General features: G+C 72.3%; 24 protein-coding genes and 1 pseudogene. 13 read left to right on the top strand and 12 right to left on the bottom strand.

What is annotated here, in order from left to right; translation table 11 throughout:
- Positions 1–213: 213 nt before the first annotated feature.
- The 3 genes from ACFXI4_RS02780 to ACFXI4_RS02770 are packed head-to-tail and all read left to right on the top strand — an operon-like array spanning position 214 to position 3,541.
- A complete protein-coding gene (locus ACFXI4_RS02780) occupies positions 214–1,704 on the top strand; it encodes a glycosyltransferase family 4 protein (protein WP_384987556.1) in 1,491 nt (496 codons plus the stop codon).
- Positions 1,698–2,474, top strand: coding sequence for a class I SAM-dependent methyltransferase (locus ACFXI4_RS02775; RefSeq protein WP_384987554.1), 777 nt, complete (start codon positions 1,698–1,700; stop codon positions 2,472–2,474). Before ACFXI4_RS02780 ends, ACFXI4_RS02775 begins: the two co-directional genes overlap by 7 nt.
- Positions 2,471–3,541, top strand: coding sequence for a prenyltransferase (locus tag ACFXI4_RS02770; RefSeq protein WP_384987552.1), 1,071 nt, complete (start codon positions 2,471–2,473; stop codon positions 3,539–3,541). Before ACFXI4_RS02775 ends, ACFXI4_RS02770 begins: the two co-directional genes overlap by 4 nt.
- A 31-nt stretch (positions 3,542–3,572) precedes the next feature.
- Here ACFXI4_RS02770 and ACFXI4_RS02765 read toward each other — a convergent pair whose 3' ends face one another.
- Positions 3,573–3,860, bottom strand: a complete 288-nt coding sequence (locus ACFXI4_RS02765; RefSeq protein ID WP_362727746.1) for a hypothetical protein — start codon at positions 3,858–3,860, stop codon at positions 3,573–3,575.
- A 134-nt stretch (positions 3,861–3,994) separates the two neighbouring features.
- Here ACFXI4_RS02765 and ACFXI4_RS02760 point away from each other — a divergent pair, with 134 nt between their 5' ends.
- Positions 3,995–4,555 (top strand): hypothetical protein, encoded by a 561-nt coding sequence (locus ACFXI4_RS02760; protein ID WP_362727748.1) that lies wholly within the window; start codon positions 3,995–3,997, stop codon positions 4,553–4,555.
- 358 nt (positions 4,556–4,913) lie between these two features.
- On the opposite strand, the gene ACFXI4_RS02755 is transcribed toward ACFXI4_RS02760, so the two are convergent.
- From ACFXI4_RS02755 to ACFXI4_RS02735, 5 genes are all read right to left on the bottom strand, one after another.
- On the bottom strand, positions 4,914–5,924 hold the full coding sequence (locus ACFXI4_RS02755; protein WP_384987550.1) for an LLM class F420-dependent oxidoreductase: 1,011 nt from the start codon (positions 5,922–5,924) through the stop codon (positions 4,914–4,916).
- Positions 5,925–6,023: 99 nt separating this feature from the next.
- On the bottom strand, positions 6,024–6,833 hold the full coding sequence (locus ACFXI4_RS02750) for a hypothetical protein (protein WP_384987548.1): 810 nt from the start codon (positions 6,831–6,833) through the stop codon (positions 6,024–6,026).
- Between the two features lie 129 nt (positions 6,834–6,962).
- Positions 6,963–7,871, bottom strand: coding sequence for an N-acetylmuramoyl-L-alanine amidase (locus tag ACFXI4_RS02745; protein ID WP_384987546.1), 909 nt, complete (start codon positions 7,869–7,871; stop codon positions 6,963–6,965).
- A gap of 446 nt (positions 7,872–8,317) precedes the next feature.
- Complete coding sequence (locus tag ACFXI4_RS02740) at positions 8,318–8,968, bottom strand: class I SAM-dependent methyltransferase (protein ID WP_384987544.1); 651 nt, start codon at positions 8,966–8,968, stop codon at positions 8,318–8,320.
- A gap of 192 nt (positions 8,969–9,160) precedes the next feature.
- A complete protein-coding gene (locus tag ACFXI4_RS02735) occupies positions 9,161–10,912 on the bottom strand; it encodes an MFS transporter (RefSeq protein WP_384987542.1) in 1,752 nt (583 codons plus the stop codon).
- Between the two features lie 170 nt (positions 10,913–11,082).
- Here ACFXI4_RS02735 and ACFXI4_RS02730 point away from each other — a divergent pair, with 170 nt between their 5' ends.
- The 4 genes from ACFXI4_RS02730 to ACFXI4_RS02715 are packed head-to-tail and all read left to right on the top strand — an operon-like array spanning position 11,083 to position 15,273.
- Positions 11,083–12,372, top strand: coding sequence for a lipid-transfer protein (locus ACFXI4_RS02730; protein ID WP_384987540.1), 1,290 nt, complete (start codon positions 11,083–11,085; stop codon positions 12,370–12,372).
- 49 nt (positions 12,373–12,421) lie between these two features.
- On the top strand, positions 12,422–13,849 hold the full coding sequence (locus tag ACFXI4_RS02725) for an MFS transporter (protein WP_384987538.1): 1,428 nt from the start codon (positions 12,422–12,424) through the stop codon (positions 13,847–13,849).
- A gap of 51 nt (positions 13,850–13,900) precedes the next feature.
- Positions 13,901–14,440 carry a SigE family RNA polymerase sigma factor gene (locus ACFXI4_RS02720; protein ID WP_362723436.1) on the top strand — a complete coding sequence of 180 codons (540 nt, stop codon included), beginning with the start codon at positions 13,901–13,903 and terminating at the stop codon, positions 14,438–14,440.
- Entirely contained in the window at positions 14,440–15,273 is an 834-nt protein-coding gene (locus ACFXI4_RS02715) for a hypothetical protein (protein WP_384987536.1), read from the top strand. Before ACFXI4_RS02720 ends, ACFXI4_RS02715 begins: the two co-directional genes overlap by 1 nt.
- 19 nt (positions 15,274–15,292) lie before the next feature.
- Here the strand turns inward: ACFXI4_RS02715 and ACFXI4_RS02710 are convergent, their stop codons facing one another.
- On the bottom strand, positions 15,293–15,925 hold the full coding sequence (locus ACFXI4_RS02710; RefSeq protein WP_362723460.1) for a response regulator transcription factor: 633 nt from the start codon (positions 15,923–15,925) through the stop codon (positions 15,293–15,295).
- 175 nt (positions 15,926–16,100) lie between these two features.
- Between ACFXI4_RS02710 and ACFXI4_RS02705 the strand changes: the two are divergent.
- Together ACFXI4_RS02705 and ACFXI4_RS02700 are read left to right on the top strand one after the other, a co-directional pair.
- Positions 16,101–17,474 (top strand): annotated as a pseudogene (locus tag ACFXI4_RS02705) (arabinofuranosidase catalytic domain-containing protein); the annotation flags it as partial.
- A 61-nt stretch (positions 17,475–17,535) separates the two neighbouring features.
- Positions 17,536–17,760 (top strand): AbfB domain-containing protein, encoded by a 225-nt coding sequence (locus ACFXI4_RS02700; RefSeq protein ID WP_384987899.1) that lies wholly within the window; start codon positions 17,536–17,538, stop codon positions 17,758–17,760.
- Here ACFXI4_RS02700 and ACFXI4_RS02695 read toward each other — a convergent pair.
- Genes ACFXI4_RS02695 through ACFXI4_RS02685 form a run of 3 tightly spaced genes read right to left on the bottom strand, consistent with a single transcriptional unit; the run spans position 17,738 to position 20,756 of the window.
- Positions 17,738–19,015, bottom strand: a complete 1,278-nt coding sequence (locus ACFXI4_RS02695; RefSeq protein ID WP_384987534.1) for a sensor histidine kinase — start codon at positions 19,013–19,015, stop codon at positions 17,738–17,740. The genes ACFXI4_RS02700 and ACFXI4_RS02695 overlap by 23 nt on opposite strands.
- A 17-nt stretch (positions 19,016–19,032) precedes the next feature.
- Positions 19,033–19,749, bottom strand: a complete 717-nt coding sequence (locus ACFXI4_RS02690; RefSeq protein ID WP_384987532.1) for an ABC transporter permease — start codon at positions 19,747–19,749, stop codon at positions 19,033–19,035.
- Complete coding sequence (locus tag ACFXI4_RS02685) at positions 19,749–20,756, bottom strand: ABC transporter ATP-binding protein (protein WP_384987530.1); 1,008 nt, start codon at positions 20,754–20,756, stop codon at positions 19,749–19,751. Before ACFXI4_RS02685 ends, ACFXI4_RS02690 begins: the two co-directional genes overlap by 1 nt.
- A 261-nt stretch (positions 20,757–21,017) precedes the next feature.
- On the opposite strand from ACFXI4_RS02685, the gene ACFXI4_RS02680 reads away from it, so the two are divergent.
- The 3 genes from ACFXI4_RS02680 (at position 21,018) to ACFXI4_RS02670 (ending at position 24,029) form a co-directional block, all read left to right on the top strand.
- Positions 21,018–21,875, top strand: a complete 858-nt coding sequence (locus ACFXI4_RS02680; RefSeq protein WP_384987528.1) for a MaoC/PaaZ C-terminal domain-containing protein — start codon at positions 21,018–21,020, stop codon at positions 21,873–21,875.
- A 121-nt stretch (positions 21,876–21,996) separates the two neighbouring features.
- Positions 21,997–23,073: a Zn-dependent alcohol dehydrogenase gene (locus ACFXI4_RS02675; protein ID WP_384987526.1), complete on the top strand. Its 1,077-nt coding sequence runs from the start codon at positions 21,997–21,999 to the stop codon at positions 23,071–23,073.
- Positions 23,074–23,084: 11 nt separating this feature from the next.
- Complete coding sequence (locus ACFXI4_RS02670; RefSeq protein ID WP_384987524.1) at positions 23,085–24,029, top strand: 3-oxoacyl-ACP reductase; 945 nt, start codon at positions 23,085–23,087, stop codon at positions 24,027–24,029.
- A 78-nt stretch (positions 24,030–24,107) separates the two neighbouring features.
- On the opposite strand, the gene ACFXI4_RS02665 is transcribed toward ACFXI4_RS02670, so the two are convergent.
- The gene (locus tag ACFXI4_RS02665) at positions 24,108–24,260 is read right to left on the bottom strand and encodes a hypothetical protein (RefSeq protein WP_362730152.1); all 153 of its coding nucleotides are present in this window, start codon (positions 24,258–24,260) and stop codon (positions 24,108–24,110) included.
- A gap of 117 nt (positions 24,261–24,377) precedes the next feature.
- A complete protein-coding gene (locus ACFXI4_RS02660) occupies positions 24,378–25,583 on the bottom strand; it encodes a hypothetical protein (protein ID WP_384987522.1) in 1,206 nt (401 codons plus the stop codon).
- Between the last annotated feature and the right edge of the window lie 53 nt (positions 25,584–25,636).

Raw genomic sequence — 25,636 nt, 5'->3', positions numbered from 1 at the left:
CGTCCGTGACAGTCGGTGAGGGCAGCGCTCAGGGCGAGTGATCAGACAGCATGGCAGGGGTCGCGCCGTGGCGCGAATCACCTGATCCACTGCTCACTCGGCCCCTACCTGCCGGTAGATTCAGAGCCTCCTGAACGATCAAGTCTGAAACTTGTTCTAGATTAGCGTCCCGGCGTAACCTCGCGGGAAAGTGCAGGGAGAAGGGGGCCCAGAGTGACCGCTGAGGCCAGGCGGACGGGTGCCGACCAGGAACCCGCCGCCGACGGCGAGCGACCGCTCGACATCGCGCTCCTCACCTATAAAGGGAACCCGTTCTGCGGCGGTCAGGGCGTCTACGTACGGCACCTCTCCCGCGAGCTGGCCCGGCTCGGCCACCGTGTCGAGGTGATCGGGTCCCAGCCGTACCCCGTCCTGGACGAGGGCTACCCCGAGCTCACCCTCACCGAGCTGCCCAGCCTGGATCTGTACCGCTCCCCGGACCCCTTCCGGACGCCGGCGCGGGACGAGTACCGGGACTGGGTCGACGCGCTCGAAGTGGCCACCATGTGGACCGGCGGCTTCCCCGAACCACTGACCTTCTCCCTCCGGGCCCGCCGTCATCTGCGGGCCCGCGCCGGGGAGTTCGACGTCGTCCACGACAACCAGACGCTGGGCTACGGCCTGCTGGGGGATGTCGGCGCGCCCCTCGTCACCACCATCCACCACCCCATCACCGTGGACCGGCAGTTGGAGCTGGACGTGGCCGAGGGATGGCAGCGGCGGTTGTCCGTACGGCGCTGGTACGCCTTCACCCGGATGCAGAAGCGGGTCGCGCGCCGGCTGCCGTCCGTGCTCACCGTCTCCGGCACCTCCCGCCAGGAGATCGTCGACCATCTCGGTGTCCGCGGGGACCGGGTCCACGTCGTCCACATCGGCGCCGACACCGACCTCTTCGCGCCGAATCCCGCCGTACCCCAGGTGCCCGGCCGGATCGTCACCACCTCCAGCGCGGACGTACCGCTGAAGGGGCTGGTCTTCCTTGTCGAAGCCCTCGCCAAGGTACGGACCGAGCACCCCGCCGCGCATCTCGTCGTCGTCGGCAAGCGGCCCGCCGAGGGGCCCGTCGCGCAGGCCATGGAGCGCTACGGCCTCGGGGACGCCGTCGAGTTCGTGAAGGGCATCTCCGACGCCGAACTCGTCGACCTGGTCCGTTCGGCCGAGGTCGCCTGCGTGCCGTCGCTCTACGAGGGCTTCTCGCTGCCCGCCGCCGAGGCGATGGCGACCGGCACCCCGCTGCTGGCCACGACCGGCGGCGCGATTCCCGAGGTCGCCGGACGGGACGGGGAGACCTGCCTGGCCGTGCCGCCCGGCGACGCCGGAGCGCTGGCCGCCGGGCTGAGCCGGCTCCTCGGCGACCCGGAGCTGCGCGCCCGCCTGGGCCGGGCCGGCCGGGAACGGGTGCTGCGGCACTTCACCTGGGCCCGCGCCGCGGAGGGCACGGTTGCCCGCTACCGCGAGGCGATCGCCACCGCGGCGCCGCGGCCCGACCGCCACCCGGGGACCCGGCCGGCCGGCCGTGGGCGGACCACGGACGCCGCCGCCCGCCCGGCGGCCACCGCGGGCGTCGGCCCCGCCGGCCGCGGGGTCTCCGTCGCGCCGGAGGACGTCTCCCCCGACTTTGTCTCTTCAGAGGTTGTCAATTCCGAAGGCAGGGCCACGTGCTGACCGTCGACTTCTCCCGGTTCCCGCTCGCCCCGGGCGACCGCGTCCTGGACCTCGGCTGCGGGGCCGGACGCCACGCCTTCGAGTGCTACCGGCGCGGCGCCCAGGTCGTGGCGCTCGACCAGAACGGCGAGGAGATCCGCGAGGTCGCCAAGTGGTTCGCGGCGATGGCGGAGGCCGGTGAGGCCCCGGCCGGCGCGACCGCCACCGCCATGGAGGGCGACGCGCTGGCGCTTCCCTTCCCCGACGAGTCCTTCGACGTCGTCATCATCTCCGAGGTCATGGAGCACATCCCGGACGACAAGGGCGTGCTCGCCGAGATGGTGCGCGTGCTCAGGCCCGGCGGGCGGATAGCCGTCACCGTGCCGCGCTACGGCCCCGAGAAGGTCTGCTGGACGCTCTCCGACGCCTATCACGAGGTCGAGGGCGGGCACATCCGCATCTACAAGGCCGACGAGCTGATCGGGAAGATCAAGGAAGCCGGTCTGCGGCCGTACGGCAGCCACCACGCGCACGCGCTGCACTCGCCGTACTGGTGGCTGAAGTGCGCGTTCGGCGTCGACAACGACAAGGCGCTGCCGGTACGGGCGTACCACAAGCTGCTCGTCTGGGACATCATGAAGAAGCCGCTGGCCACCCGCGTCGCCGAGCAGGCGCTGAACCCGGTCATGGGCAAGAGCTTCGTCGTCTACGCCACCAAGCCGCACCTGCCCCGCACCGGGGCCCGGTCCGCGACCGGCACCCCGTCGGACGCCGAGGTGGCCGCCAAGTGACCACCCCCCGGACAGAACACCTCGTCCTGCCCGGGGTCCTCACCGCCGAGCAGGCTGCCGCGACCGTCCGTGGCATCCTCGCCGTGCAGCGGGAGGACGGTGCCATCCCGTGGTTCCGCGGGCACCACCTCGACCCCTGGGACCACACCGAGGCCGCGATGGCGCTGGACGCGGCCGGTGAGCACACGGCCGCCGAGCGGGCCTACACCTGGCTCGCCGAGCACCAGAACGAGGACGGCTCCTGGTACGCGGCCTACGCCGACGGCGCGCACGACGACGTCACCGACCGTGCCCGCGAGTCCAACTTCGTCGCCTACATCGCCGTGGGCGTCTGGCACCACTACCTGTCCACCGGCGACGACACCTTCCTCGACCGGATGTGGCCCGCCGTGTACGCGGCCGTCGAATGGGTGCTGCGTCTGCAGCAGCCGGGCGGTGAGATCGGCTGGCGCCGCGAGGAGGACGGGACGGCCGCCGACGACGCGCTGCTGACCGGGAGTTCGTCGGTCCACCACGCGCTGCGCTGCGCGCTCGCCATCGCCGAGCAGCGGGAAGAGCCGCAGCCGGACTGGGAGTTGGCGGTGGGTGCGCTGCGCCACGCGATACGGCGCCACCCCGAGCGGTTCCTGGACAAGGACCGGTACTCGATGGACTGGTACTACCCGGTCCTGGGCGGGGCGTTGACGGGTGCCGAGGCGGGCGCGCGGATCGAGAAGGACTGGGAGCGCTTCGTCGTGCCCGGGTTCGGGGTGCGGTGCGTCGTACCCAATCCGTGGGTGACGGGCGGGGAGTCGGCCGAACTCGCCCTCGCGCTGTGGGCGGTGGGCGAGTCCGACCGGGCGTTGGAGATCCTGCAGTCGATCCAGCATCTGCGGGACGCGGAGTCGGGGCTGTACTGGACCGGGTACGTCTTCGAGGACGGCGCGATCTGGCCCCGGGAGCTGACCACCTGGACGGCGGGGTCGCTGCTGCTGGCCGTGGCCGCGCTCGGCGGGCACGACGCCACGTGCGCGGTGTTCGGGGGAGGGCGGCTGCCCGCGGGGCTCGAAGTGGACTGCTGTGCCTAGCGGGCGGCCGGGGGCTGCGGTACGGCGGTTCTCAGTGCCGCTGCATCCGGCCGGCGATGGCGTGGCCGATGAACAGGTAGACGACCGCCGCCAGGCCGTATCCTGCGACCACCCTCGCCCACGCCTCGTCGAAGGTGAACAGGTCGCGTGACCAGCCGGCCAGCCAGGCCGCCGCGTCATGGATGAACTGGACCAGGCTGTTCGCCCGGTTCGCGTCCAGCAGGTACATGACTATCCAGAGGCCCAGTATGAGGGCCATGATGTCGGCGACGACCGCGACGACCGTGCCTGCCTGGTTGTGACGATATCGAGGAGACATGCCCTTCGGGTTGCCGCCGATCGGTCCTTGAAACCTGTACCGGGTTCCCCGAGTGGCGAGGTGCCGCCATCTGGGTGAGGCTGCGGGAGGAAGCTACCGCTCGGGGAGGACATCGAGACACACGGGAGGACCCCGTGCCCGTACCGATACGGCGCCTGGTCGTCGCGCTGACCCTCTGCTGCGCACTCGTCGCCGGCGTGACCGCATGCAGCAGCACACAGAGCAAGTCCACGGACACCGGCAGGGCCGTGGTGCCCGTGGCCGACACGCCCAGTCCGAGTACGTCCGCGGAGAAACAGAAGTTCGCCAAGACGCGGTTCGTCGCCAACGCGTCCCTCGCTGCCGGAGCCACCTACCAGTGGATCATCAAGCCCTGGAAGGCCGGAAAGTTCAAGAAGGGCGCCCACGGCCGCACCCTCGCCCTGATCAAGGCCGGTCTCGCGGGCACCTTCGCCTACAACCGGCTGCAGGCCGCCAAGCGGAACGCCCAGGGCGACCCGTTGCTCGCCAAGGCCGTCGCCCCGCTCTCGTCCGGCATCGACGCGCTGAAGGGCCTGCCGTCCAAGCTCCGCAAGGGCGACGGGAACGCGGCCAGCTCGTTCAACGACGTCATCAACAACGTGAAGGAAGCCGGCAAGAGCGCCGGCGCCCCGGTCACCAACAAGGTGCCCTCGGCGTCTCAGCTCACCCACTGAGCGACGTGGTTCGGGTCCGGCGCCGGAGTGTCCGGGTGCCCCCCGAGTGTCCGGCTCGTTCGCCCCGTGTCCGCACGGAGTTGACGCTTCCGGCGGTGACTGTTCGAGGCGGTAATCCAGCCCCGTCACCGCCGACGAGCCCCCGCTCGGCATCGGCCGAAGACCCCGGCGCCGTCTCCCGCGCCGCGCCCTGCCCGCCCAATGGACCGGCGAGGCGGCAGGAGTTCCAGGACGAGGAGTACTCCGGCGGCGTCGAGTTCCAGGCCCCTGCCCGGCCGGGGTACGCAGCCGGAAGTGCCGGGCGCGGGAACCGGCCCTGGACCCGTTCGCCGTCCTCCGCTGAACTATCCTGGCCCGCCTAGGAGTTGAGCTCGGCAAGAATCCGCAGGGTGTGCGGGTCGGACGCCAGCGCCAGCAGATCGGTCACCGGGCCCCCGCGCCACGACTCCAGCCGTTCGGCGATGCGTTCGCGTGGGCCGACCAGCGAGATCTCGTCGGCGAACGCGTCCGGTACGGCCAGTACGGCCTCCTCGCGCCGTCCGGACAGGAACAGCTCCTGGATCCGCCGCGCCTCCTCCTCGTACCCCATGCGCGCCATGAGATCGGCGTGGAAGTTGCGGGCCGCGTGCCCCATCCCGCCGATGTAGAAGCCGAGCATGGCCTTCACGGGCAGCAGCCCGGCGGCCACGTCGTCGCAGACCTTCACCTGGGCCATGGGGGCGACCAGGAAGCCCTCCGGCAGGTCGGCCACCGCGGGCCCGTACACCTCGGGGCGGCTGGGCGCCCAGTACAGCGGCAGCCACCCGTCGGCGATCCGGACGGTCTGGGCGACGTTCTTCGGCCCCTCGGCGCCGAGCAGGACCGGAAGGCCGGCCCGGAGCGGATGGGTGATGGGCTTGAGCGGCTTGCCGAGCCCGGTGGCGTCCGGCCCCCGGTACGGATGCGGGTGGAACCGCCCGGCCGACTCCACAGGCCCCGCTCTGCGCAGCACCTGCCGTACGACGTCCACGTACTCCCTGGTCGCGGTCAGCGGCGACGCCGGGAACGGGCGGCCGTACCAGCCCTCCACGACCTGCGGCCCGGACAGGCCGAGCCCCAGCATCACGCGGCCCCCCGACAGGTGGTCCAGGGTCAGCGCGTGCATCGCGGTGGTGGTCGGCGAGCGGGCCGCCATCTGGGCGACGGCCGTGCCCAGCCTGATCGTCGAGGTCTGCGCGGCGATCCAGGTGAGCGGGGTGAACGCGTCCGAGCCCCAGGACTCCGCCGTCCACACCGAGTGGTACCCGAGCCGCTCCGCCTCCAGCGCCAGCGGCACCTGGTCCGAGGAGGGCCCCCGTCCCCAGTATCCGAGCGCCAACCCGAGCCGCATATCAGCCTCCTGACGGAACGTCAGAACTTACGGACGGACGACTGTACGACAACGGCCCCTCACCCGAAAGGGCAAGGGGCCGCGGAGGTCGCCGACGCGTCAGCCGCGCTGGATCCCGGAGGTGTCCTGAAGCACGCCACGGCGGCCGTCCTGCGTCTGCGCCACCAGAGCGCCGCCGCGCTGCTCGACCGCCAAGTACCAGGTGCCGGGCGCCAGTTCGGCGATCGGCGCGGTCGAACCGTCCTCCGCGAACAGCGGCCGCGCCACCGGGACGGCGAACCAGAACGGTGAGAAGTCGGGCGCGGGGGAGGCCGGCTGCTGTGCGGCGGCCGGGGGCTGCTGCCCGAACGGCTGGCCGGTCTGCGGCTGGGCGCCGTACGGCTGCCCGCCCTGCTGTGCGCCGGCACCGGGGTAGCCGTAGCCACCGGAGGGCTGGGCGCCGTAGGGCTGCGGGGCCTGCGGCTTGGGGGCCGGGACCAGGGCTGCCTGGAGGGCGGGGACCAGCGGGGTGGCGATCGCGGCCGCGGCCAGCAGCAGGGTGGCGATCAGTCCGAGGATCAGACCGGAACCGGCGCCGATGTTCAGGCTGTTGAAGTCGTCGAACGCGCCCAGCGGGTCGATGGTCGACCAGAACGCGGTCCACACCGCGAACACGGACAGGCCGACGCCGATCTGGCCCAGGTCGAGCCCGACGAACTTGAACGGCTGCGGAAGTGCCCGGGCGAGGACGATCAGGACCGCGCCGGCGATACCGCCGACGTACATGCTCATCACCAGGCCGAGGTTGTCCCAGGCGTTCGGGGCACCGTTGCCGGACGTGTCGAACGTGTCGAGGAACGACGCGACGAACAGCAACACCGCTGCTCCGATCACCACGCCGTCGCCTCTAGTGAGGGAGCGGATATTCACTTCAGGTCCTTCGTAGGTCGCATCGTCGGCGGAGGAGGCGTCGCGAGGTTGCCCCTCATCGTAGGAATCGCAGGAAGGACACTATCGTTCGTACGATCGGCGTGTCCGCCCGGACCAGTCGACCCATGCCTACCCGCGCAGGAAACTCACGATTCCCTCAGAGATTCCCTGCGCCGCCTTCTGCCGCCAGGCTCCGCTCGTCAGCAGTGCCGCGTCCTTGCTGTCGCGCATGTTGCCGCACTCGATGAACACCTTGGGCACCGTCGACAGATTGAGACCACCGAGATCCTTGCGGACGTCGAGACCGGTGCCGTCGCCGACGTAGTTGGACGGAGCGCTGCCCGTCACCTTCGCGAAGTCGCTCTCGACGTGCTCGCCGAGGGTCCGCGAGGGACCGATGATCGGGCGGGTGTCGGCGGCGCCGGAGTGCACCTCCGCGGGCAGGATGACGTGGAAGCCGCGGTCGCCCTCGGGTGCGCCGTCGGCGTGGATGGAGATGGCCGCGTCGGCGTGCGCGTCGTTGCCGATCTGCGCGCGCTCGGTCACGCACGGCCCCCAGGCGGGCTTGTCCCCGTCGTGGGTCATCTTCACCGTGGCGCCCTCCCGCTCCAGCAGGGTCCGCAGCCGGTCCGCGACGTCGAGCGTGAACTGCGCCTCGCTGTAACCGGCGTTGGTGGAGGTCCCCGTCGTGTCGCATTCCTTCCAGTTCGTCCCGATGTCCACCTGCTGGTTGATCTCGGACGTGTGCTGGAAGTTGCCCGGGTTGTGCCCCGGGTCGATGAGTACGACCTTGCCCCGCAGCGGGGGCGTCGCGCTCGGGCTCGGTACCTTGGCGTCGTCGCCGGACGACACGGGCGCCGACCTGGGCGCCGCCGCGTCCGTCCGTCCGCCGCCGTTCCCGCCGGGTTTCCCGACGCCCTCGTACACCACCCATCCGAGCAGCGCACCGGGCACGAGCGCGGCGAGGGCGAAGGTCATGGGCGCCCGCCGGGAGCGCCGCTGTTGCGGGGGATCGAAGTCCGGGCCTGTGTACGACACATCAGCCACCCTAGCGGCCGTCCACGGCGCCCACCCTGTCCAAGAGGGTCCAAGAGGGCCGAAAGGATGACGGCGTGACACCGGTCACCGGGCCGGGGGAACATGCGTCCAATACGGCGGCGGGCGGGGGCGGCGACCGTGGGCCCATGCGGGTTCTCGTCTCCGGCGCCGGCGTCGCCGGCCGGGTTCCGGCCTGCCGGCTCACCAGGCACGGCCTCTCCGTCACCGCCGTCGAGCGCGCGCCGGACCCGCGCGGGACCGGCGGTCACGCGGTCCCGGCCCGGCGTGTCCGGACCGGCCCAGGGCGCCCGCCCGATCTCCGCCCCGCCCGCGGACGCCGGCCGCGTCCTTCTCCGCCTCACCGCCAGGAGCGCACGTTTGCACGACTCCGTGACCGTGGACGGCTGCCCGCCGCCTGAGGAGGGGCCCCGGTCCCGGCCGCGCCCTCAGATCCCCGCGCCCGTTCGCCGCAGGACGCGCAGCGAGTCGTGCGCCGCGACCTCCGTGAAGGCGCCCGACCCCAGGGCGCGGAGGTGGACGCGGTAGGGGGCCTGGCCGGTGAACTCGTCCTCCGGGTCCGGGAAGACGTCGTGGATCAGCAGGAGCCCGCCGGGCGCCACATGGGGGGCCCAGCCCTCGTAGTCGGCGGTGGCGTGCTCGTCGGTGTGCCCGCCGTCGATGAAGACGAACCCGAGGGGCGAGTTCCAGAGCGCGGCGATCTGCGGGGAACGGCCCACCAGGGCGACGACGTGGTCCTCGAGTCCGGCGCGGTGCAGGGTGCGCCGGAAGGCGGGCAGCGTGTCCATCAGCCCCAGCTCCGGGTCGACCGTCTCCGGGTCGTGGTAGTCCCAGCCCGGCTGCTGCTCCTCGCTGCCCCGGTGGTGGTCGACGGTGACGGCGGTGACCCCGGCGGCGCGTGCCGCGTCGGCGAGGAGCAGGGTGGAGCGGCCGCAGTACGTCCCGACCTCCAGGAGGGGGAGACCCAGCGCTCCGGCCTCGGCGGCGGCCGCGTACAGCGCCAGCCCTTCGTGCAGCGGCATGAACCCCTTGGCCTTCTCGAACGCGGCCAGGGTCTCGGGCTGGGGTGCGGCCGTCATGGAGGCCCTTTCGCTCGTACGACGTTCTCCTCGCCCCATGCTGTCGTACCCCCGCCGGTTGCCCGACGGGGGGTACGCATGCCGCGTCCGCGGGGGCGGCGCCCCTTCGGGTGGGCGGGGCGGAATCCGGTCTGCGCCTCCGCCGCGAGGGTGCGCCCGGCCCCCACGGACCCGCGGCCGGCAACGCGCTCGTTATGCCGTGACAGACTCCGTCGGCAACGAAAGATCGAGGTCCACGGCCCGGTCGTCCCCCGCGTGCGACGCCGAGGAGGCCAGCGGCCCGTATCCCGACGCCTTCGCGGCCAGCACGTACGGCCCCTCGGCCGGCACCGCCAGCGCGTACGTACCGTCGTCACCGGACAGCGTGGCGCCCGCCTGCCGCCCCCGCCGGTCGATCAGCGTGACCTTGGCGCGGGCCACCGGAGTGCCCGTGGCGTCCAGCACCCGTCCGCGGAAGCCCCGCAGCACCTCTTCGGCCACGGCCGGCGCGATGTCCTCGTCGCCGCTCGCGCGCAGCTGCGTGTGCTGGGCGGCCGCCGCCGGCGCGCTCCGCCTCGGCAGCATCAGGGCGAGGACCAGGCCCACGGCCACCGCACCCGTCGCGATCAGGAAGGAGACCCGGAAGCCGTGCATGGTGGGGACGGCGACGCCGCCCACGTTGTTCGCCGTGTTGGCCAGCACCATGCCGATGACGGCGCTGGACACCGACGTACCGATGGAGCGCATCAGGGTGTTGAGACCGTTGGCGGCGCCCGTCTCCGACGCGGGGACCGCGCCGACGATCAGGGCCGGGAGGGAGGAGTAGGCGAGGCCGATGCCCGCGCCCAGCACCACCGAGATGACCAGGCTCTGCCAGGCCGCGCTCATCAGGCCGATGCCCGCGCCGTAGCCGATGCCGATGATCAGCATGCCCAGGATCAGGGTGGTCCTGGGGCCGTACTTGGCGGACAGCCGGGCGTAGACGGGGGCGGTGAGCATCATCGTCAGGCCCAGCGGGGCGACCAGCAGGCCCGCCGTGACCATGGACTGGCCGAGGCCGTAGCCGGTGGCCTTCGGCAGCTGGAGCAGCTGCGGCAGGACCAGCGAGACGACGTAGAAGCTGACCCCGACCATGATCGAGGCGAGGTTGGTGAAGAGCACGGCCGGGCGGGCCGTGGTGCGCAGGTCGACCAGCGGGGCCTTGACGCGCAGCTCCATCACGCCCCACAGGAGAAGGACGGCGGCGGAGGCGGCGAAGAGCCCGAGCGTGGTGCCGGAGGTCCAGCCCCAGTCGCTGCCCTTGGTGATCGGCAGGAGGAAGAGGACCAGGCCCACCGAGAGGCCGATCGCGCCGAGGACGTCGAAGGTGCCCTCGGCGCGCGCCGAGGACTCCGGTACGACGAGGAGGGTGAGGAGGATGGCCACGACACCCAGGCCGGCGGCGCCGTAGAACAGGGCGTGCCAGTCGGCGTGCTGCGCGACCAGGGCAGCGGCGGGCAGCGCGAGGCCGCCGCCGACGCCGATCGAGGAGCTCATCAGGGCCATCGCCGAGGGGAGCTTCTCGCGCGGCAGCATGTCGCGCATCAGGCCGATGCCCAGCGGGATCGCGCCCATCGCGAAGCCCTGGAGGGTACGGCCGACGATCATCGTGAGCAGTTCGCTGGTGAGGGCGCTGATCAGCGCGCCCACCACCATCACGGAGAGGCTGAATATCAGCATCCGCCGCTTGCCGTACAGGTCGCCGAGGCGGCCCATGATCGGCGTGGCCACGGCACCGGACAGGAGCGTCGAGGTCAGGACCCAGGTGGCGTTGCTGGGCTCGGTGCCCAGCAGTTGCGGCAGGTCCTTGATGACCGGGACGAGCAGGGTCTGCATCACCGCGACCACGATGCCCGCGAAGGCGAGGACCGGGACCACGGCCCCGCTCGCGCCCCGGGCGGGCTGGCCGGTCGTCGTGTGCGTCATTGAGTGAGGCCTCCGGGCCAGAGAGTGACGGGAAGGGGGAGCGGAATCCGCGGCGGATAAGTGGTGGGTAAACCTCGTATGCGCAGGCAACTATTCCGTTGCTTCGAGCTGCTAACGAATTCTTGACCCTCCCATGGGTTTCTGATCCGGTGTCAGGACCTGGTGAATTTATGGAACGTGTTCTAGTCTCACCGGCCATGAGTGCCGCCGTGAGTGCAGTGAAGGCGTACATCGCCGGGGTCGGTATGACCAGGTTCGAGAAGCCCGAGTCCCGTGACTGGCAGTACTGGGACATGGTCCGGGAGGCGGGGGGCTCGGCGCTCGCCGACGCCGGGATCTCGTACGACGATGTGGAACAGGTTCCTGTCGGCTACTGTTTCCAGCCCTCGACCGCCGGCCAGCGGGCCGCCTATGAGCTGGGTCTCACCGGCGTCCCCGTCTACAACGTCAGCAACAACTGCGCCACCGGCGCGACCGCCCTGATGCTGGCCCGGCAGCTCGTCGCGGGCGGGGCGGCCGACTGCGTCCTCGCCCTCGGCTTCGAGAAGATGAAGAGGGGCGCGCTGGGGAGCGGGGCGGACGGCGCCGACTTCTCGACCTCGCCCGTCGCCCGGCACTACGGCGTCATGGCCGCCCGGCACGGCTTCGAGGCGACCCCGCCCACCGCGCAGATCTTCGGCGACGCGGCCCGCGAGCACATGGAGCGGTACGGCACCACCGAGGCGCAGCTCGCCGCCGTGGCCGCCAAGAACCACCGGCACTCCGCGCACAACCCGTACGCCCAGTTCCAGGACGTGTACGACGTCGCCGGCATCCTCGCCGCCCGTACCGTCCACCGCCCGCTCACCAGACTCCAGTGCTCGCCCACCTCGGACGGTGCGGCGGCGGCCGTGGTCGTCTCGCGGCGGTTCGCCGAACGGCGCGGGCTCACCGGCCTCGTCGAGATCGTCGCGCAGGCGATGACGACGGACACCGAGGAGTCCTTCGCCTCGGGCTCGTGCATCGACGTCGTCGGGCAGCCGATGTCACGGGCCGCGGCCCGCCAGGTGTACGACCGTTCGGGACTCGGCATCGAGGACGTCGACGTCGTGGAACTGCACGACTGCTTCTCCGTCAACGAACTGCTGACGTACGAGGCGCTCGGCATGTGCCCGGTGGGCGAGTCGGGCAAGCTCGTCGAGTCCGGGGCGACGACGTACGGCGGCCGCTGGGTGGTGAACCCCTCCGGAGGGCTCATCTCCAAGGGGCACCCGCTGGGCGCGACCGGTCTCGCGCAGGCCGCCGAACTGGTGTGGCAGCTGCGGGGCGCGGCGGGGGAGCGGCAGGTGCCGGGCGCGCGGGTGGGGCTCGCCCACAACATCGGGCTGGGCGGGGCGGCCGTGGTGACCCTGCTCCGCAGGGCGGACCGGGCCACCACGCCCCGCGGGGCGGACCGGGCCGTACGGACCGGACCCGGCTGAGCCGAAAAACCGGTGCAAGGACCGTAACCGGCTTGAGAGCATGACGGCCATGCTCGAAGCCGCGGACACCTCACACATATCCCGCCGTACCACCGTCCCCACCTGGCTGGTGGTGGCGCTGGCGTGTGCCGGGCAGTTCCTGGTGGTGCTCGACGTGTCCGTGGTGAACGTGGCGCTCCCGTCGATGCGCGCGGACCTCGGGCTGAGCGCGTCCGGCCTGCAGTGGGTGGTGAACGCGTACGCCATCGCCTTCGCCGGGTTCATGCTGCTCGGCGGGCGGGCCGGCGACCTCTACGGCCGCAAGCGGATGTTCCTGGTCGGGCTCGGCCTGTTCACGCTGGCCTCGCTCGGCGGCGGCCTCGCCCAGGACGGCTGGCAGCTGCTGCTCGCGCGGGCCGTCCAGGGGCTGGGCGCGGCGGTCCTCGCGCCCTCGACGCTGACCCTGCTCACCGCCGCCGTAGCGGAGGGCCCGGCCCGGGCGCGGGCGATCGCCACCTGGACGGCGGTCGGTGCCGGCGGCGGCGCGGCCGGCGGACTGGTCGGCGGCGTGCTGGTGGACGTGCTGTCCTGGCGCTGGGTGCTGCTGATCAACGTGCCGGTGGGCGCGCTGGTCCTCGCCGGGTCCGTGCTGTGGCTGTCGGAGAGCCGGGCCGGTGCCGGCCGGCGGCTCGACCTGCCCGGCGCCCTGCTGGTGACGACGGGCCTGGCGACCCTGGCGTACGGCGTCTCGCAGACCGAGGCCGAGGGATGGACGGCGGCCGCCACCCTGGTCCCGCTGGCCGCCGGGCTCGCGGTGCTCGGGCTGTTCCTGGCCGTCGAGGCGCGTACGGCCCTCCCGCTGATGCCGCTGGGTCTGCTGAGGCGGCGGACGGTGGCGTCGGCCAACGCGGCCATGCTGGTGTCCGGGTCGGCGATGTTCTGCATGTGGTACTTCATGACGCTCTACGCCCAGAACGTCCTCGGCTACTCCCCGCTGGAGGCCGGCTTCGCCCTGATACCCAGCTCGGTGGCGGTGCTCGTCGGCTCCAAGACGGCGCCCCGGCTGATGCGCCGGGCGGGCGCCCGGACGGTGGCGGTGACGGGCACCCTGACCGCGGCGACCGGGTTCGGCTGGCAGTCGGCCATGGGGCCGCACGGCGCCTACCTGACGGCGATCATGCTCCCGGGGATCCTGATGATGCTCGGCGCGGGCCTGGCCGCGACCCCGCTGGCCGCGCTGGCCACCTCCGGGGCGGCACCGGCGGAGGCCGGGCTGCTCTCGGGGCTCATCAACACCTCGCGCACGATGGGCGGTTCACTGGGGCTCGCGGTGATGTCGACGGTCGCGGCGGCCCGGACCGGCCCGGGCGGCGGGGCCGCGGCCCTGACCGAGGGGTACGCGCTGGCCTTCCGCGCCAGTACCGGGGTGCTGCTGGCCGGGGCGGTGCTGATGCTGCTGTGGCTGCCGGGAAGAATTTCGCCGGCGCCCGCTCGATGAGGCAACGGTCCGGGCGGCTCGTGGACTCCTCTTTACATCTAGGAGGTGCCCATGGGGGAACGGGAGAACGCTCGGAGCGAGGAGTTCCAGAGCTTCATGACCGGCCGCTGGCCGCGGCTGATGCGTACGGCATTTCTCCTCACGGGGGAGCAGCACGCCGCCGAGGACCTGGTCCAGTCGACGCTCGAACAGGTCTTCGTGGCCTGGCGGAAGGTCGGCTCGGCCGATGACCCGGAGGCGTACGTACGGCGCGTGATGATCAACGCGCACGCCCGCCGGCACAGAAGGAGGCTCAAGGAGTTCCTCGCGCCGAAGGACGACTCGGGCCTGGTGCGCGAGATCGCCGACACGGGGGACCGGATCGCCCAGGCCGACGACCGCAGCGCCCTGCTCAAGGCGCTCGTCCAACTGCCGCCCCGGCAGCGGGAGGCGGTGGTGCTGCGCTACTGGGAGGACCTGACGGAGACCCAGGCGGCTGAGGCGATGGGCTGCTCGGTGGGCACGGTCAAGAGCAACGCGGCCAAGGGGATCGCGAAACTCCGCGCCATACCGGGACTGGCCGACATGGCGACACAGGGAGGGCGTGCCTGATGAGCGGGAACAGGGAGAACCACGGCATGACACGGACGGAGTCGGACATCGCCCTCCTCCTCGCGGACGCCACGGACGAGGTCGAGATCGGCATAGCCCCTGTCCAGGCGGTGATGCGCGGCGGCAGGCGACGCCGGGCCCGGCGGTGGGCGGTGGCCGGGGCCACGGCGGTGGTTCTCGCCGTCGCCTCGACGGCGGGGACACTGGCGGTGACGGGGCTGCCGGGCGGGGGGCACCGGGACCGGGGCGGTGAGGTGGCGGTCCGGCCGCCGTCACCGCAGGCGCGCCATGTGTACACGCCGGAGTCGACGGATCTGGCGTCGGGGAGCTACCAGGGCAAGAAGTGGGGTGTCGGGGTCATGGTGTGGGGCGCGCCGCTCACCCGTGCCGAGGCCGAGAAGCAGTGGAAGGCGATGGGCAGCTGGGGGCTCCGACCCGCGGACGCGGACAGGCCCGCCGACCTGATCGGCAGGACGTCCTTCTTCGCCGCCCGCAGTTACGACGGATTCCGCCGTCAGGTGGTCATGTTCAACACGGTGCAGGAGGTGGAGCGGCTCTCGGGGACCGACGTGGACGCCGCCGCCGCCAGACTCGGTGACGATCCGGCGAGCGCCGGCCGGCTGGTGGTCGGCAAGGTCGCCACGACCGCCGCGTCGGTCACCTGCCGCTGGAAGGACGGCACCTCGACCCGGGTCACGCGCGTTCCCGCCGAGTCCCCGTACTACGACGGGCAGTCGGAGCTCCGGCCGGTCCGCGACTACCCGGGGGCCGACTGGTTCGTCTGCGTGGCCCCGCAGGGCACCGCCTACGAGTCGGCGGAGGTGACGAAGTAGCGCGGAACGCGTCGGGAGGTCACAGCCACCCCTGCTGCCTGGCCTCGCGTACCGCCTCGGTGCGGTTGCGGGTGCCGGTCTTGCCGATCGCGGCGGACAGGTAGTTGCGGACCGTCGACTCCGACAGATGCAGCTTCGCCGCGACGTCGGCGACGGTCGCGCCGTCCACCGACGCCTTCAGCACATCGCACTCGCGGGCGGTGAGCGGATTCGGCCCCGCGCTGAGCGCGGCCGCCGCGAGCGCGGGGTCGACCACGGTCTCCCCGGTGAGCACCTGCCGGATCGCCCGGGCCAGGTCCTCGACCGGGCCGTCCTTGACGAGGAAGCCGGCCGCCCCGGCCTCCATCGCCCGGCGCAGATAGCCGGGCCGGCCGAAAGTGGTCAGGATCAGCACCCGGCAGTCGGGCGCCTGGTCGCGCAGCTCCGCCGCCGCGTCCAGGCCGCTGATGCCCGGCAGTTCGATGTCGAGGAGGGCCACGTCGGGCCGGTGGGCCAGCACGGAGTCCACGATCGCGTCACCCGCCGCGACCTGGGCGACGACCTCGATGTCCGGCTCCATCCCGAGGAGCAGGGCGAGGGCTCCGCGCATCATGCCCTGGTCCTCGGCGAGCAGCACGCGGATCGACTTGGCGGGCCGGTGGTCCCGGGGCATCTCGTTCGCAGGCTCGTACACGGCCCAAGCCTAGCTTCGGGCCCGCGAAACGAAGAGTGGTCATTGTTTCCCGCTCCAGGGCTTGACGGCGATTGACCGTGTTCAAACAATCACCTCTGCAATTCTCCGAATTCCCGCCCGATGGTCGGTATTTCGACCGTCGAATGGGTTCGGTATGTCGATCGAACAGCGTTCGGCATATCGACCCGAGCCCGCACCGCACAGCCCTACGAGGAACCGAAGAAGAGGTGCACCGTGTTCTCACAGTCCTTACGAGCCCCGCTCCTGTCCGGCACGCGTCAGGAGAGCATCGCTCGCCGCGCTCGCGGCCTTCGTGACCGTCGCCGCGCTCGTCGTCGGGGCCGGCGCCCCGCAGGCCGCCGCCGCGGGTTCGCTGCCCTGTGACGTCTGCGCCGGCGCCGGCACGCCGTGCGTGGCCGCGCACAGCATGGTCCGGGCGCTGTACTCGTCGTACGGCGGATCCCTCCACCAGGTACAGCGCGCCTCCGACGGCGCCACGGCGGACATCGGCCCGCTGACCGCCGGCGGCTACGCGAACGCGGGCGCGCAGGAGACTCCTTCTGCTCGGGCACGACCTGCATCGGTCACCAAGAGCTACGACCAGTCCGCCCGGCACAACGACCTCACCGTCGAGGGCGCGGGCGGGGCCGGCGCGGCCGACGTCGGGGCCCCGGCGGACGCGCTGCCGGTGACCGTCGGCGGACACCAGGTCTACGGCCTGGAGATCTCGGCCGGCATGGGCTACCGGGACAACTCCACCTCCGGCGTCGCCACCAACGGCGCCGCCGAGGGGATGTACATGGTCACCTCCGGCACCCATGTCAACGGCAGCTGCTGCTTCGACTACGGCAACGCCGAGACCGACAACAAGGACACCGGCAACGGCCACATGGACGCCATCAACTTCGGCACCGAGTGCTGGTTCGCGCCCTGCTACGGCTCGGGCCCCTGGGTGCAGGCGGACCTGGAGAACGGGCTGTTCCAGTCCGACCTCGGCCACAGCACCGACTCCGCCGGCACCGGCACGGGCGCGACGCCTTTCGTCACCGCGCTGCTGAAGAACAACGGTCAGAACCATTTCGCACTGAAATGGGCAAACGCCCGGTCCGGCGGACTCACCACCACGTACTCCGGCGGTGAGCCCACCGCCGGCGGCTACGCGCCCATGCACCAGGAGGGCGCGATCGTCCTCGGTACCGGCGGTGACAACAGCAACGGTTCCGTCGGCTCGTTCTTCGAGGGCGTGATGACCTCCGGCATCCCGACCGACGCCGCCGACGACGCCGTCCAGTCCGACATCGTCTCCGCCGGCTACGGCGGCGCGACCGGGTTCTCCGGCACGCTCAGCCCCGGCTCGGAGATCTCCCTGAAGGCCACGACGTCCTGCTGCACCACCGACTATCTCCGCCACCAGGCCGGCGCGGCCGTCCTCTCCGCCGTCACCGCCTCCGGCTCCGCCCTGGACAGGAACGACGCCACCTGGATCGTCCGGCGCGGGCTGGCGAGCGGCTCCTGCGTCTCCTTCGAGTCACGGAACTACCCCGGTGACTTCCTGCGTCACCACAACTTCAAGCTGCCTGCGGCAGCCCATGGACGGCACCGCCACGTTCAGAGCCGACGCCACCTTCTGCCCGGGGACCGGCAAGAGCGGCACGGGCACCTCGTTCGCCTCGTACAACCACCCGACGCGCTGGCTGCGCCACTACGACTACGACCTCTGCACAGCGAGCGACGGCGGCTCCAACGCCTGGGACAGCGCCACGTCCTGGACCGACGACGTGAGCTGGGTCGTCAGCTCGCCCTGGGCGCCGTAGTCGCCACCGTCATCGAGGTCAGCAACTCCAGTGACTCGGTGGGGAGTTCCGCGGTGACCGTGAAGCCGCCGCGGGGCGAGGGGCCGGCTTCGAGGGAGCCGCCCGCCGCCGCGAGGCGTTCGGTCAGCCCCTTCAGGCCGGTGCCGCCGACGCCCGCGGGGCGCGGCTCGGCGGCACTCGCGCCGGTGCCGTCGTCGGTGACCGTCAGCCGGACCCGCTCGGCGCCGCTGTCGACGGTGATCTCACAGTGGGCGGCGTCGCTGTGCCGGACCACGTTGGTGACCGCCTCGCGCACCACCCAGCCCAGCAGGGTCTCGGTCTGCGGGGCGAGCGGCGTCCCGGTCTGCCGGACGACCGGTTCGACGTTCGCCGCCGTCAGGACCGAGCGGGCCCGGTCGAGTTCCGTGGCCAGGCTGCCCTCGCGGTAGCCGGTGACCGCCTCGCGGATCTCGGTGAGCGCCTGCCGGCCGACCGACTCGATGTCGGAGATCTGGGAGAGGGCCGCGTCCATGTCGCGGGGGGCGAGGCGCCGGGCCGCCTCCGACTTGACGACGATCACCGAGAGGGTGTGGCCCAGCAGGTCGTGCAGATCCCGGGAGAAGCGCAGCCGCTCCTTCTCCACCGCGCGCCGGGCCAGTTCCTCGCGGGCGGCGCGCAGCTCCCGTACCGCCTCGGACAGGGAGAGGATCGCGGCGGTCACCATGGTGGACAGGAAGGTGCCGTAGGCGACGTTGATCCCGTCCCAGCCCGCCCGGTACGCGGAGACCACCGCCGCCAGGGCGGTCAGCGAGAGGCCGATCTGGCCCAGCCGGGGCCCGCGCAGGCAGGCCCCGGTGGCCAGGCCGAGCAGCGGGAAGAAGTACAGCCAGCTGCCGCCGTAGCCGAGGGCCAGGCCGCAGGTGAGCAGGCCCATCAGGCCGAGCGCCACCCGCGTCGGGACGGCCTCGCGCGCCTCCTTCACGAAGGAGCGGAACACGACGTAGATGTAGAGCGAGTTGAAGGTCAGCAGGCCCAGGCCGCCGATCCAGGGGTTGGGGGTCTTGCCCTGGAGGAGGTTGGAGAAGGAGCCCAGCCCCAGCAGCAGCCACGGCAGCAGGGTGAAGCCGGTCGGCGGCGGACCCGGATTCTCGGGCCACTCGCCCCTGCGGCGCGACTCCTTCCGCGCGGCCTTGAACTCCGCCATGTCGGCCTTCCACCGCGCGCGCCCCGCCCGCCACCGGCGCAGCTGACTGGTGATCCCCAGCATCCAGGACATCTCTCCCGCTCCCCCGTTCACACGGTCCGCCCGGTGCGGCGGTACGCCATGACAGCGTACGAACCGAACGCGAACAGCCAAGCCGTCAGGACGGCGATCGCGCCGAGTGCCGGGGTGTGCCCGTCTGCGACGGAGGTGCCGAGTTCGGCGAAGCGGTTGGTCGGGGTGTACTCCGAGACGGCGCGCAGCCAGCGGGGGAACAGGCTGATCGGGAACCACAGACCGCCGACCACGGCGAGCCCCAGGTTGCAGGCCATGTTCGTCACGCCGGTGGCCTGGGCGGTCAGCCCGTAGCCGTTGCCGAGCCCGAGCAGGGTGAAGGGGATCGAGCCCAGCCAGAGCAGCAGCGCGATCCCCGCCCACTGCCAGAGGGCCAGCCGCACCCCGTTGACCAGTCCGCCCGCCGCCAGCACCGCGAGGATCGCGGGCAGTACGGTCACCGAGCCGGTCAGCGCCCGGCCGAGGACGACCTGGCGCGGGGTCATCGGGGTCACCCGGAGCTGCCGCAGCCAGCCGATCGCCCGGTCCTCGGCGACCCCGCCGCCGGTGTTCAGGGCCGAACCGACCGCGCCGTAGGCGGCCATGCCGACCATGGCCTGGGTCCGGTAGCCGCTGTCGTCGCCGCCCAGGTTGGTGAAGAGCAGGTACATCATCACCGGCATCGCGATCCCGCCGACGACGAAACCGACGTCGCGCAGGGTCCGGCGTACTTCGAGGCGCAGGTAGTCGGGCATCAGACGGTCTCCGTCTCGGCGGCGGTACGGGCGGGGAGGGCGGCCTTCGGGCCGGCTGCGGCGCGCAGCGCTCCGTCCGGCGGACGGTCACCGGTTCGCGGGCCCGAGGTCAGGGCCAGGAAGGCGTCGTCCAGCGAGGCGGGGGTGACTTCGAGGCCGCGGATCGCGTTCCGGGCGGCCAGCGCGATCACTGTCGCGTCCGAGTCGTCGGTACGCAGCAGCGCGCGGTCGCCGCGCACTTCGAGGGACCGTACGCCGGGCAGCCCCGCCAGGCCCTCGGTGGCGCGGCCCGCCAGATCGAAGGAGACGAGGTTGCCGCCGGCCGCCCGCTTGAGCTGTTCGCCGCTGCCGTCCGCGACGATCCGGCCGCGGTCGATGACGAGGATGCGGTCGGCGTGCGCGTCCGCCTCCTCCAGGTAGTGCGTGGAGAACAGGACGGTGTGGCCGCGCCGGGCGTACGCCCGCATCGACTGCCAGAACGCGTGCCGCGCCTCCACGTCCAGGGCGGCGGTCGGCTCGTCCAGGACGACCAGGGACGGGTTCCCGGCCAGCGCCACGGCGAAGCGCACGCGCTGCGTCTGGCCGCCCGACAGGCGGTCCACGCGGCGCCCGGCCAGCTCGCCGATACCGGCCAGCTCCAGGGCCTGCGCGACGGACATCGGGGCCGGATAGCGCCGGGCCACGAAGCTGACCAGTTCGCCGACGGTGACCCGGGGCACCGCCCTCGCCTCCTGGAGCATCGCCCCGACCAGTCCGCTCCGTACGGCCCTCGCCGGCCGCGCGCCGAACAGTTCGACCGTGCCGGCGTCGGGCGTGTCCAGCCCGAGCAGCAGCGAGATCGTCGTCGACTTGCCCGCGCCGTTGCGGCCGAGCAGCGTGACCGTCTCACCGCGCCCGATCTCCAGGTCCACCCCGTCCACCGCGCGCAGCGCCCCGAAGGTCTTGACCGCCCCCGCGAAGGACACCGCACGCTCCGTCAGGCCTGCCGTCCCACCTGTCCATGTCATGGCTACGACGCTACGAACCCGGGCACCGGGCGCGGCAGATGCGGTTGTACGGACTCGGGCAGGACAAATGTCATGGCCCGGCACGGCCGTATCTGACACTGTGTCAGGAGTCTTCACAAGTGTGGAGCGCTCGGCTATACAAGGGGCGCTGGACTGGAACGCGTTCTAGGGACACCCCCTTGGACCCGCCCCGTGGACGACCTCGGTGCGGCCGACGGTGCGGACGGTCGTGCCGAGGTCTTGAGACACCTCAGGAGCCGTATGCCCATCGACGCAGCCAAGGCCCTCGCCGCCGAACCCCGGTCCGGGGAGATCCGCTGGGAGCGCCGGGACGTCCAGCTCTACCACCTGGGCATCGGTGCCGGCCGCCCCGCCACCGACCCCGACGAACTGCGCTACACCCTGGAGTCCCGGCTGCACGTACTGCCGAGCTTCGCCACCGTGGCGGGGGCCGGCTCGCCCGGGGTGATCAGCGGGCTGTCCATGCCCGGCGTCGACGTCGACCTCGCCAAGGTGCTGCACGGCGGCCAGTCGCTCACCGTCCACCGCCCCCTCCCCGTGGAAGGCACGGCCACCGCGACCGGCCGGATCGCCGCCGTGTACGACAAGGGCAAGGCGGCCGTCCTGGTGATGCGCACCGAGGTCGCGGACGACGACGGGCCGCTGTGGACCAACGACGCGCAGATCTTCGTACGGGGGGAGGGTGGCTGGGGTGGCGACCGCGGCCCGTCCACCCGGCAGAACCCGCCCGCCGGTGAGCCCGACCGGACCGTCGAGCGGCCGGTCCGTGAGGACCAGGCCCTGCTCTACCGTCTCTCCGGCGACTACAACCCCCTGCACGCCGACCCGGAGTTCGCCAAGCTCGCCGGCTTCGACCGGCCCATCCTGCACGGGCTGTGCACCTACGGCATGACGCTCAAGGCGGTCGTGGACACCCTGCTCGGCGGGGACGTGAGCCGGGTGCGGTCGTACACGACGCGGTTCGCCGGCGTGGTCTACCCGGGGGAGACCCTGCGCATCCGCATGTGGCGGGGAGCCTCCGAGGTCCGCGTGGCCGTCGGCGCCGTCGAGCGGGACGACGCGCCCGTCCTCGCCGACACGATCGTCGAACACTCGTGAACCCACGAGAGCCCAGAAGAACCCATATGAAACCACATGAACCCACATGAACTCGCTTGAACTCGCTTGAACTCGCTTGAACTCGCTTGAACAGGCACGCAGTCGAGGGGAGAGCCGCACCATGCGCGCAGCCGTACTGCAGGAGATCGGTCAGGAGAAGCTTGAGGTCCTCGACGACGTCGAGGCGGTCGGATTCGGCCCCGGCAGGGTGCGGATACGGGTGCGCGCCACCGGGCTGTGCCACTCGGACCTGTCGGCGATGAACGGGGTGCTTCCGCAGCCGGCCCCGTTCGTGCCGGGCCACGAGGGCGCGGGCGAGGTCCTGGCAGTGGGGGAGGGCGTCACCCGGGTCAAGCCGGGCGACCGGGTGGTCGTCTGCTGGCTGCCGGCCTGCGGGGCCTGTCCGGCCTGCCGGCGCGGGCAGACCGAGCTGTGCCTGGCCGGGTTCATGAACGCCGGCACCCCCAACTTCAGGCGCTCCGGCGGTGACGTCTTCGGCTTCGCCGGCACCGGCACCTTCGCCGAGGAGGTCGTGGTCGACGCCGGATGCGCGGTGCCGATCCCGGACGACGTGCCCTTCGACATCGCCGCGCTGATCGGCTGCGGGGTCACCACCGGACTCGGCGCGGCCCTCAACACGGCCGACGTGGAGGCCGGTTCGTCGGTCGCGGTGATCGGGTGCGGCGGGGTCGGGATCTCGGCGATCCAGGGGGCCCGGCTCAAGGGGGCGGCCGAGATCGTCGCCGTCGACCCGGTCGCGTCCCGGCGCGAGGCCGCGCTCCGGTTCGGGGCGACGAGGGCCGTCTCGCCCGACGAACTGCCCGGCGCCAAGCAGGAGGTCACCGCCGGCGAGGGCTTCGACTACGTCTTCGAGGTCGTCGGCAGGTCCGCCACCGCCCGCACGGCCTACGACAACACCCGGCGCGGCGGCACCCTCGTGGTCGTCGGCGCCGGCGCGATGGACGACTTCCTCCAGCTCAACATGTTCGAGCTGTTCTTCGACGAGAAGCGGATCCTGCCGTCCATGTACGGCGGCGGAGACGTGGTCGGCTCCTACGAACGCACGATCGCCCTGTGGCGGGCCGGCCGCGTCGACCTGGAGGGCCTGATCACCCACCGGGTGCCGCTGGCGGAGATCAACGAGGCCCTGGACCAGATGCGCACCGGCACCGCGCTGCGCACCTGCATCGAGATCTGAGGGGACGCGGTATGCCGCAGAGGCCACTGGAAGGGCTCAGCGCGGTCGTCACCGGCGCGGGCCGGGGCCTCGGCCGGGCCGAGGCGCTCGAACTGGCCCGGCTGGGCGCGGCCGTCGTCGTCAACGACTTCGGCCAGCCGGGCCGGGACGGCTCGGGGACGGCCTCTACGGGCCCCGCCGAGCAGGTCGCCGAGGAGATCCGCGCTGCGGGCGGGCAGGCCGTCGCCCACACCGGGGACATCGCGGACTTCTCACAGGCGCGAGACCTTCTCACCTTGGCGACAACCCAGTACGGCAAGCTGGACATCCTCGTCAACAACGCCGGCATCCTGCGCGATCGCATGGTCTTCTCCATGACCGAGGACGAGTGGGACTCGGTGATCCGGGTCCACCTCAAGGGCCACTTCAACACCACCCGCTTCGCGGCCGCGCACTGGCGGGAGCGGTCCAAGGCGGCCGGCGGCGCGCGGGTGTACGGCCGGATCGTCAACACCTCCTCGGAGGCCTTCCTCGCCGGTTCGGCCGGCCAGCCCAACTACGCGGCGGCGAAAGGCGGCATCGTCGGCCTCACCACCTCCACCGCCCTCGCCCTCGCCAAGTACGGCGTGACCGCCAACGTGATCTGCCCACGCGCCCGCACCCGGATGACCGAGGACGTCTTCGCCGGGTTCGAGCGGCCCGCCGAGGGCCTCGACCCGCTCGCCCCCGAACACGTCGCCCCGCTCGTCGGCTACCTGGCGTCCCCGGCCGCCGGGCTGGTCAACGGTCAGCTGCTGGTCGTCCACGGCGGCATGGTCGCTGTCGTCGAACGGCCGCGGGTCCAGGCCAGGTTCGACAGCAAGCAGGACACCTTCAGCTACGACGAACTCGACGCCCTGCTCACCCCGCACTACGCCGACCGGCCGGCGGGGGAGACCTTCGCGGCGGCGGAGGTGCTGGGGCTGAAACGCCAGTAGGGCGGCAGACGCCCGGACTGTGGCAGACGGACAGCGGCCCCACCCCCACAAGGGGCGGAGCCGCTGTCGTAGGTGCCGTCAGGCCGCGGTCTCGGCCGGCTCCGGCTTGCGGTGCCGGCCGCTCGGGGCCGATTCGCCGTCCTGGGCCGAGACCGGACCACGGTGCTTGCCGTGGCTGTCGGACTCCTCCAGGCCGGCGGACAGGTGCTGAGACGTGCTGGTGTCGCTCATCGGAAGAATTCACCCCGTCAACATGATCTTTCTTACAGCGCGGCGATTTTAACCAACCCGGCACGGGGCGGATCCAGGCAGGCACACCGACCGGTGCTACTTCGTTACAAGCCGTCCCTACTTCGTTACCAGCCCGCCCAGCGGAGCCTGCTGGAGCGGCACCGGCCGCGCCACGACAGGCACCGGAGGGTCCGGTTCCGCCTGCTCCCCGGGCGTACCGGACTCCCCGGCGGCCGTGCCGTCCCGAACCGGATCCTCCGGGCCCGCGTCGCCCGGCCCCCCGTGCTCCCCCGTCTCCCCCCAGGGCACCGCGACCTCCGCCACACCGCACGGGACCTCCCCGGTGGCGTACGGAAGACGCAGCACCCCGTCCTGCGTCCACGACCCGACGCCCGCCAGCCACCCCTCGGGCGCCGGGAGATGGCACACCCCGCGGGCCCGCGGCCGCCAGGCGCCGACCCAGCTGCCGTACGGGCCGTCGATGCGCAGCGCCACCCCGCAGTTCTCCGGCATCAGCACCAGGCCCGGCTGGATCGCGAACGGCGTCACCGTGCACGCCGCCGGCCGCAGGCTCTCCGGGAAGCGCACCGGCAGCGTGCTGCCGAGAACACCCCAGCCCAATCGTTCCTGCCCGGGGGAGGGGGCGTCCGAGCCGACCAGGATCAGTCCGCTGTCCGGTTCGGCGAGCAGCAGCCGGTCGTCGCTGTCGGCCGCGATCTGCAGCAGCGGCGACACCTCGCCACCCCGCCCCAGATCGACCACGACCGCCTTGGTCCGCCCGCCCAGCTCCCGGTCCAGGGCCAGCATCCGCCCGCCGCGGTCCAGCCAGACCCCGCCCGAACAGCGTCCCGGGACCACCGCGAGCCGCTCCGGCCCGAAGGCTCCGCCCGCCACCAGCCACACCGTGGAGGTGCGCGGCCCCACCGCGAGCGCGTACGCGGTGCGGCCGCCGGGCGCGGGCGGCAGCAGCCGTAGCGACGTCCCCGCGTCCGGGCACTCCACCGCGCCCAGCGGCAGCTCACCGGTGCCGGGCCCGGTCGGATAGAGCAGGGTGAAGTGGTGCCGCCCGTCCACCGGCCGGCGGATGAGCACCCGCCCGTCGCCCATCGGCTGCAGCTCCGTGCCCGGCTCCTCGGGCTGGTTGCCGGGCAGCGGCACGGCGTACGGCTCGGGGCCGTCCAGCGTCCACCGCTCCGGGTACCAGGAACCTTCCTGCTCGGCCAGCCGGGCCGCGTACGCCCCGTCCGCCGTGATGGTGCAGCCCGCTCTCGGCGCGCTGTCGTCCTCGTCCGCAGCCGAGGGTTCGATCGCACAGACCGTCATCTCTCGGTCACCTCCGGCCACGAAGCTAGTTTTCGTACGCACAGGCGGGGCAG

Origin of the sequence: Streptomyces sp. NPDC059224 (assembly GCF_042754285.1) — a bacterium.
Taxonomy (GTDB): Bacteria; Actinomycetota; Actinomycetes; order Streptomycetales; family Streptomycetaceae; genus Streptomyces.
This window is presented reverse-complemented; position numbering and strand designations above follow the sequence as displayed.

Bases quoted from the DNA above. Each gene is read 5' to 3' on its own strand.
- ACFXI4_RS02765 (WP_362727746.1), bottom strand. From the start codon at position 3,860: ATGTCTCCTCGATATCGTCACAACCAGGCAGGCACGGTCGTCGCGGTC.
- ACFXI4_RS02755 (WP_384987550.1), bottom strand. From the start codon at position 5,924: ATGCGGCTCGGGTTGGCGCTCGGATACTGGGGACGGGGGCCCTCCTCG.
- ACFXI4_RS02740 (WP_384987544.1), bottom strand. From the start codon at position 8,968: ATGACGGCCGCACCCCAGCCCGAGACCCTGGCCGCGTTCGAGAAGGCC.
- ACFXI4_RS02735 (WP_384987542.1), bottom strand. From the start codon at position 10,912: ATGACGCACACGACGACCGGCCAGCCCGCCCGGGGCGCGAGCGGGGCC.
- ACFXI4_RS02730 (WP_384987540.1), top strand. From the start codon at position 11,083: ATGGAACGTGTTCTAGTCTCACCGGCCATGAGTGCCGCCGTGAGTGCA.
- ACFXI4_RS02725 (WP_384987538.1), top strand. From the start codon at position 12,422: ATGCTCGAAGCCGCGGACACCTCACACATATCCCGCCGTACCACCGTC.
- ACFXI4_RS02720 (WP_362723436.1), top strand. From the start codon at position 13,901: ATGGGGGAACGGGAGAACGCTCGGAGCGAGGAGTTCCAGAGCTTCATG.
- ACFXI4_RS02715 (WP_384987536.1), top strand. From the start codon at position 14,440: ATGAGCGGGAACAGGGAGAACCACGGCATGACACGGACGGAGTCGGAC.
- ACFXI4_RS02710 (WP_362723460.1), bottom strand. From the start codon at position 15,925: ATGCCCCGGGACCACCGGCCCGCCAAGTCGATCCGCGTGCTGCTCGCC.
- ACFXI4_RS02700 (WP_384987899.1), top strand. From the start codon at position 17,536: ATGGACGGCACCGCCACGTTCAGAGCCGACGCCACCTTCTGCCCGGGG.
- ACFXI4_RS02695 (WP_384987534.1), bottom strand. From the start codon at position 19,015: ATGTCCTGGATGCTGGGGATCACCAGTCAGCTGCGCCGGTGGCGGGCG.
- ACFXI4_RS02690 (WP_384987532.1), bottom strand. From the start codon at position 19,749: ATGCCCGACTACCTGCGCCTCGAAGTACGCCGGACCCTGCGCGACGTC.
- ACFXI4_RS02685 (WP_384987530.1), bottom strand. From the start codon at position 20,756: ATGACATGGACAGGTGGGACGGCAGGCCTGACGGAGCGTGCGGTGTCC.
- ACFXI4_RS02680 (WP_384987528.1), top strand. From the start codon at position 21,018: ATGCCCATCGACGCAGCCAAGGCCCTCGCCGCCGAACCCCGGTCCGGG.
- ACFXI4_RS02675 (WP_384987526.1), top strand. From the start codon at position 21,997: ATGCGCGCAGCCGTACTGCAGGAGATCGGTCAGGAGAAGCTTGAGGTC.
- ACFXI4_RS02670 (WP_384987524.1), top strand. From the start codon at position 23,085: ATGCCGCAGAGGCCACTGGAAGGGCTCAGCGCGGTCGTCACCGGCGCG.
- ACFXI4_RS02665 (WP_362730152.1), bottom strand. From the start codon at position 24,260: ATGAGCGACACCAGCACGTCTCAGCACCTGTCCGCCGGCCTGGAGGAG.
- ACFXI4_RS02660 (WP_384987522.1), bottom strand. From the start codon at position 25,583: ATGACGGTCTGTGCGATCGAACCCTCGGCTGCGGACGAGGACGACAGC.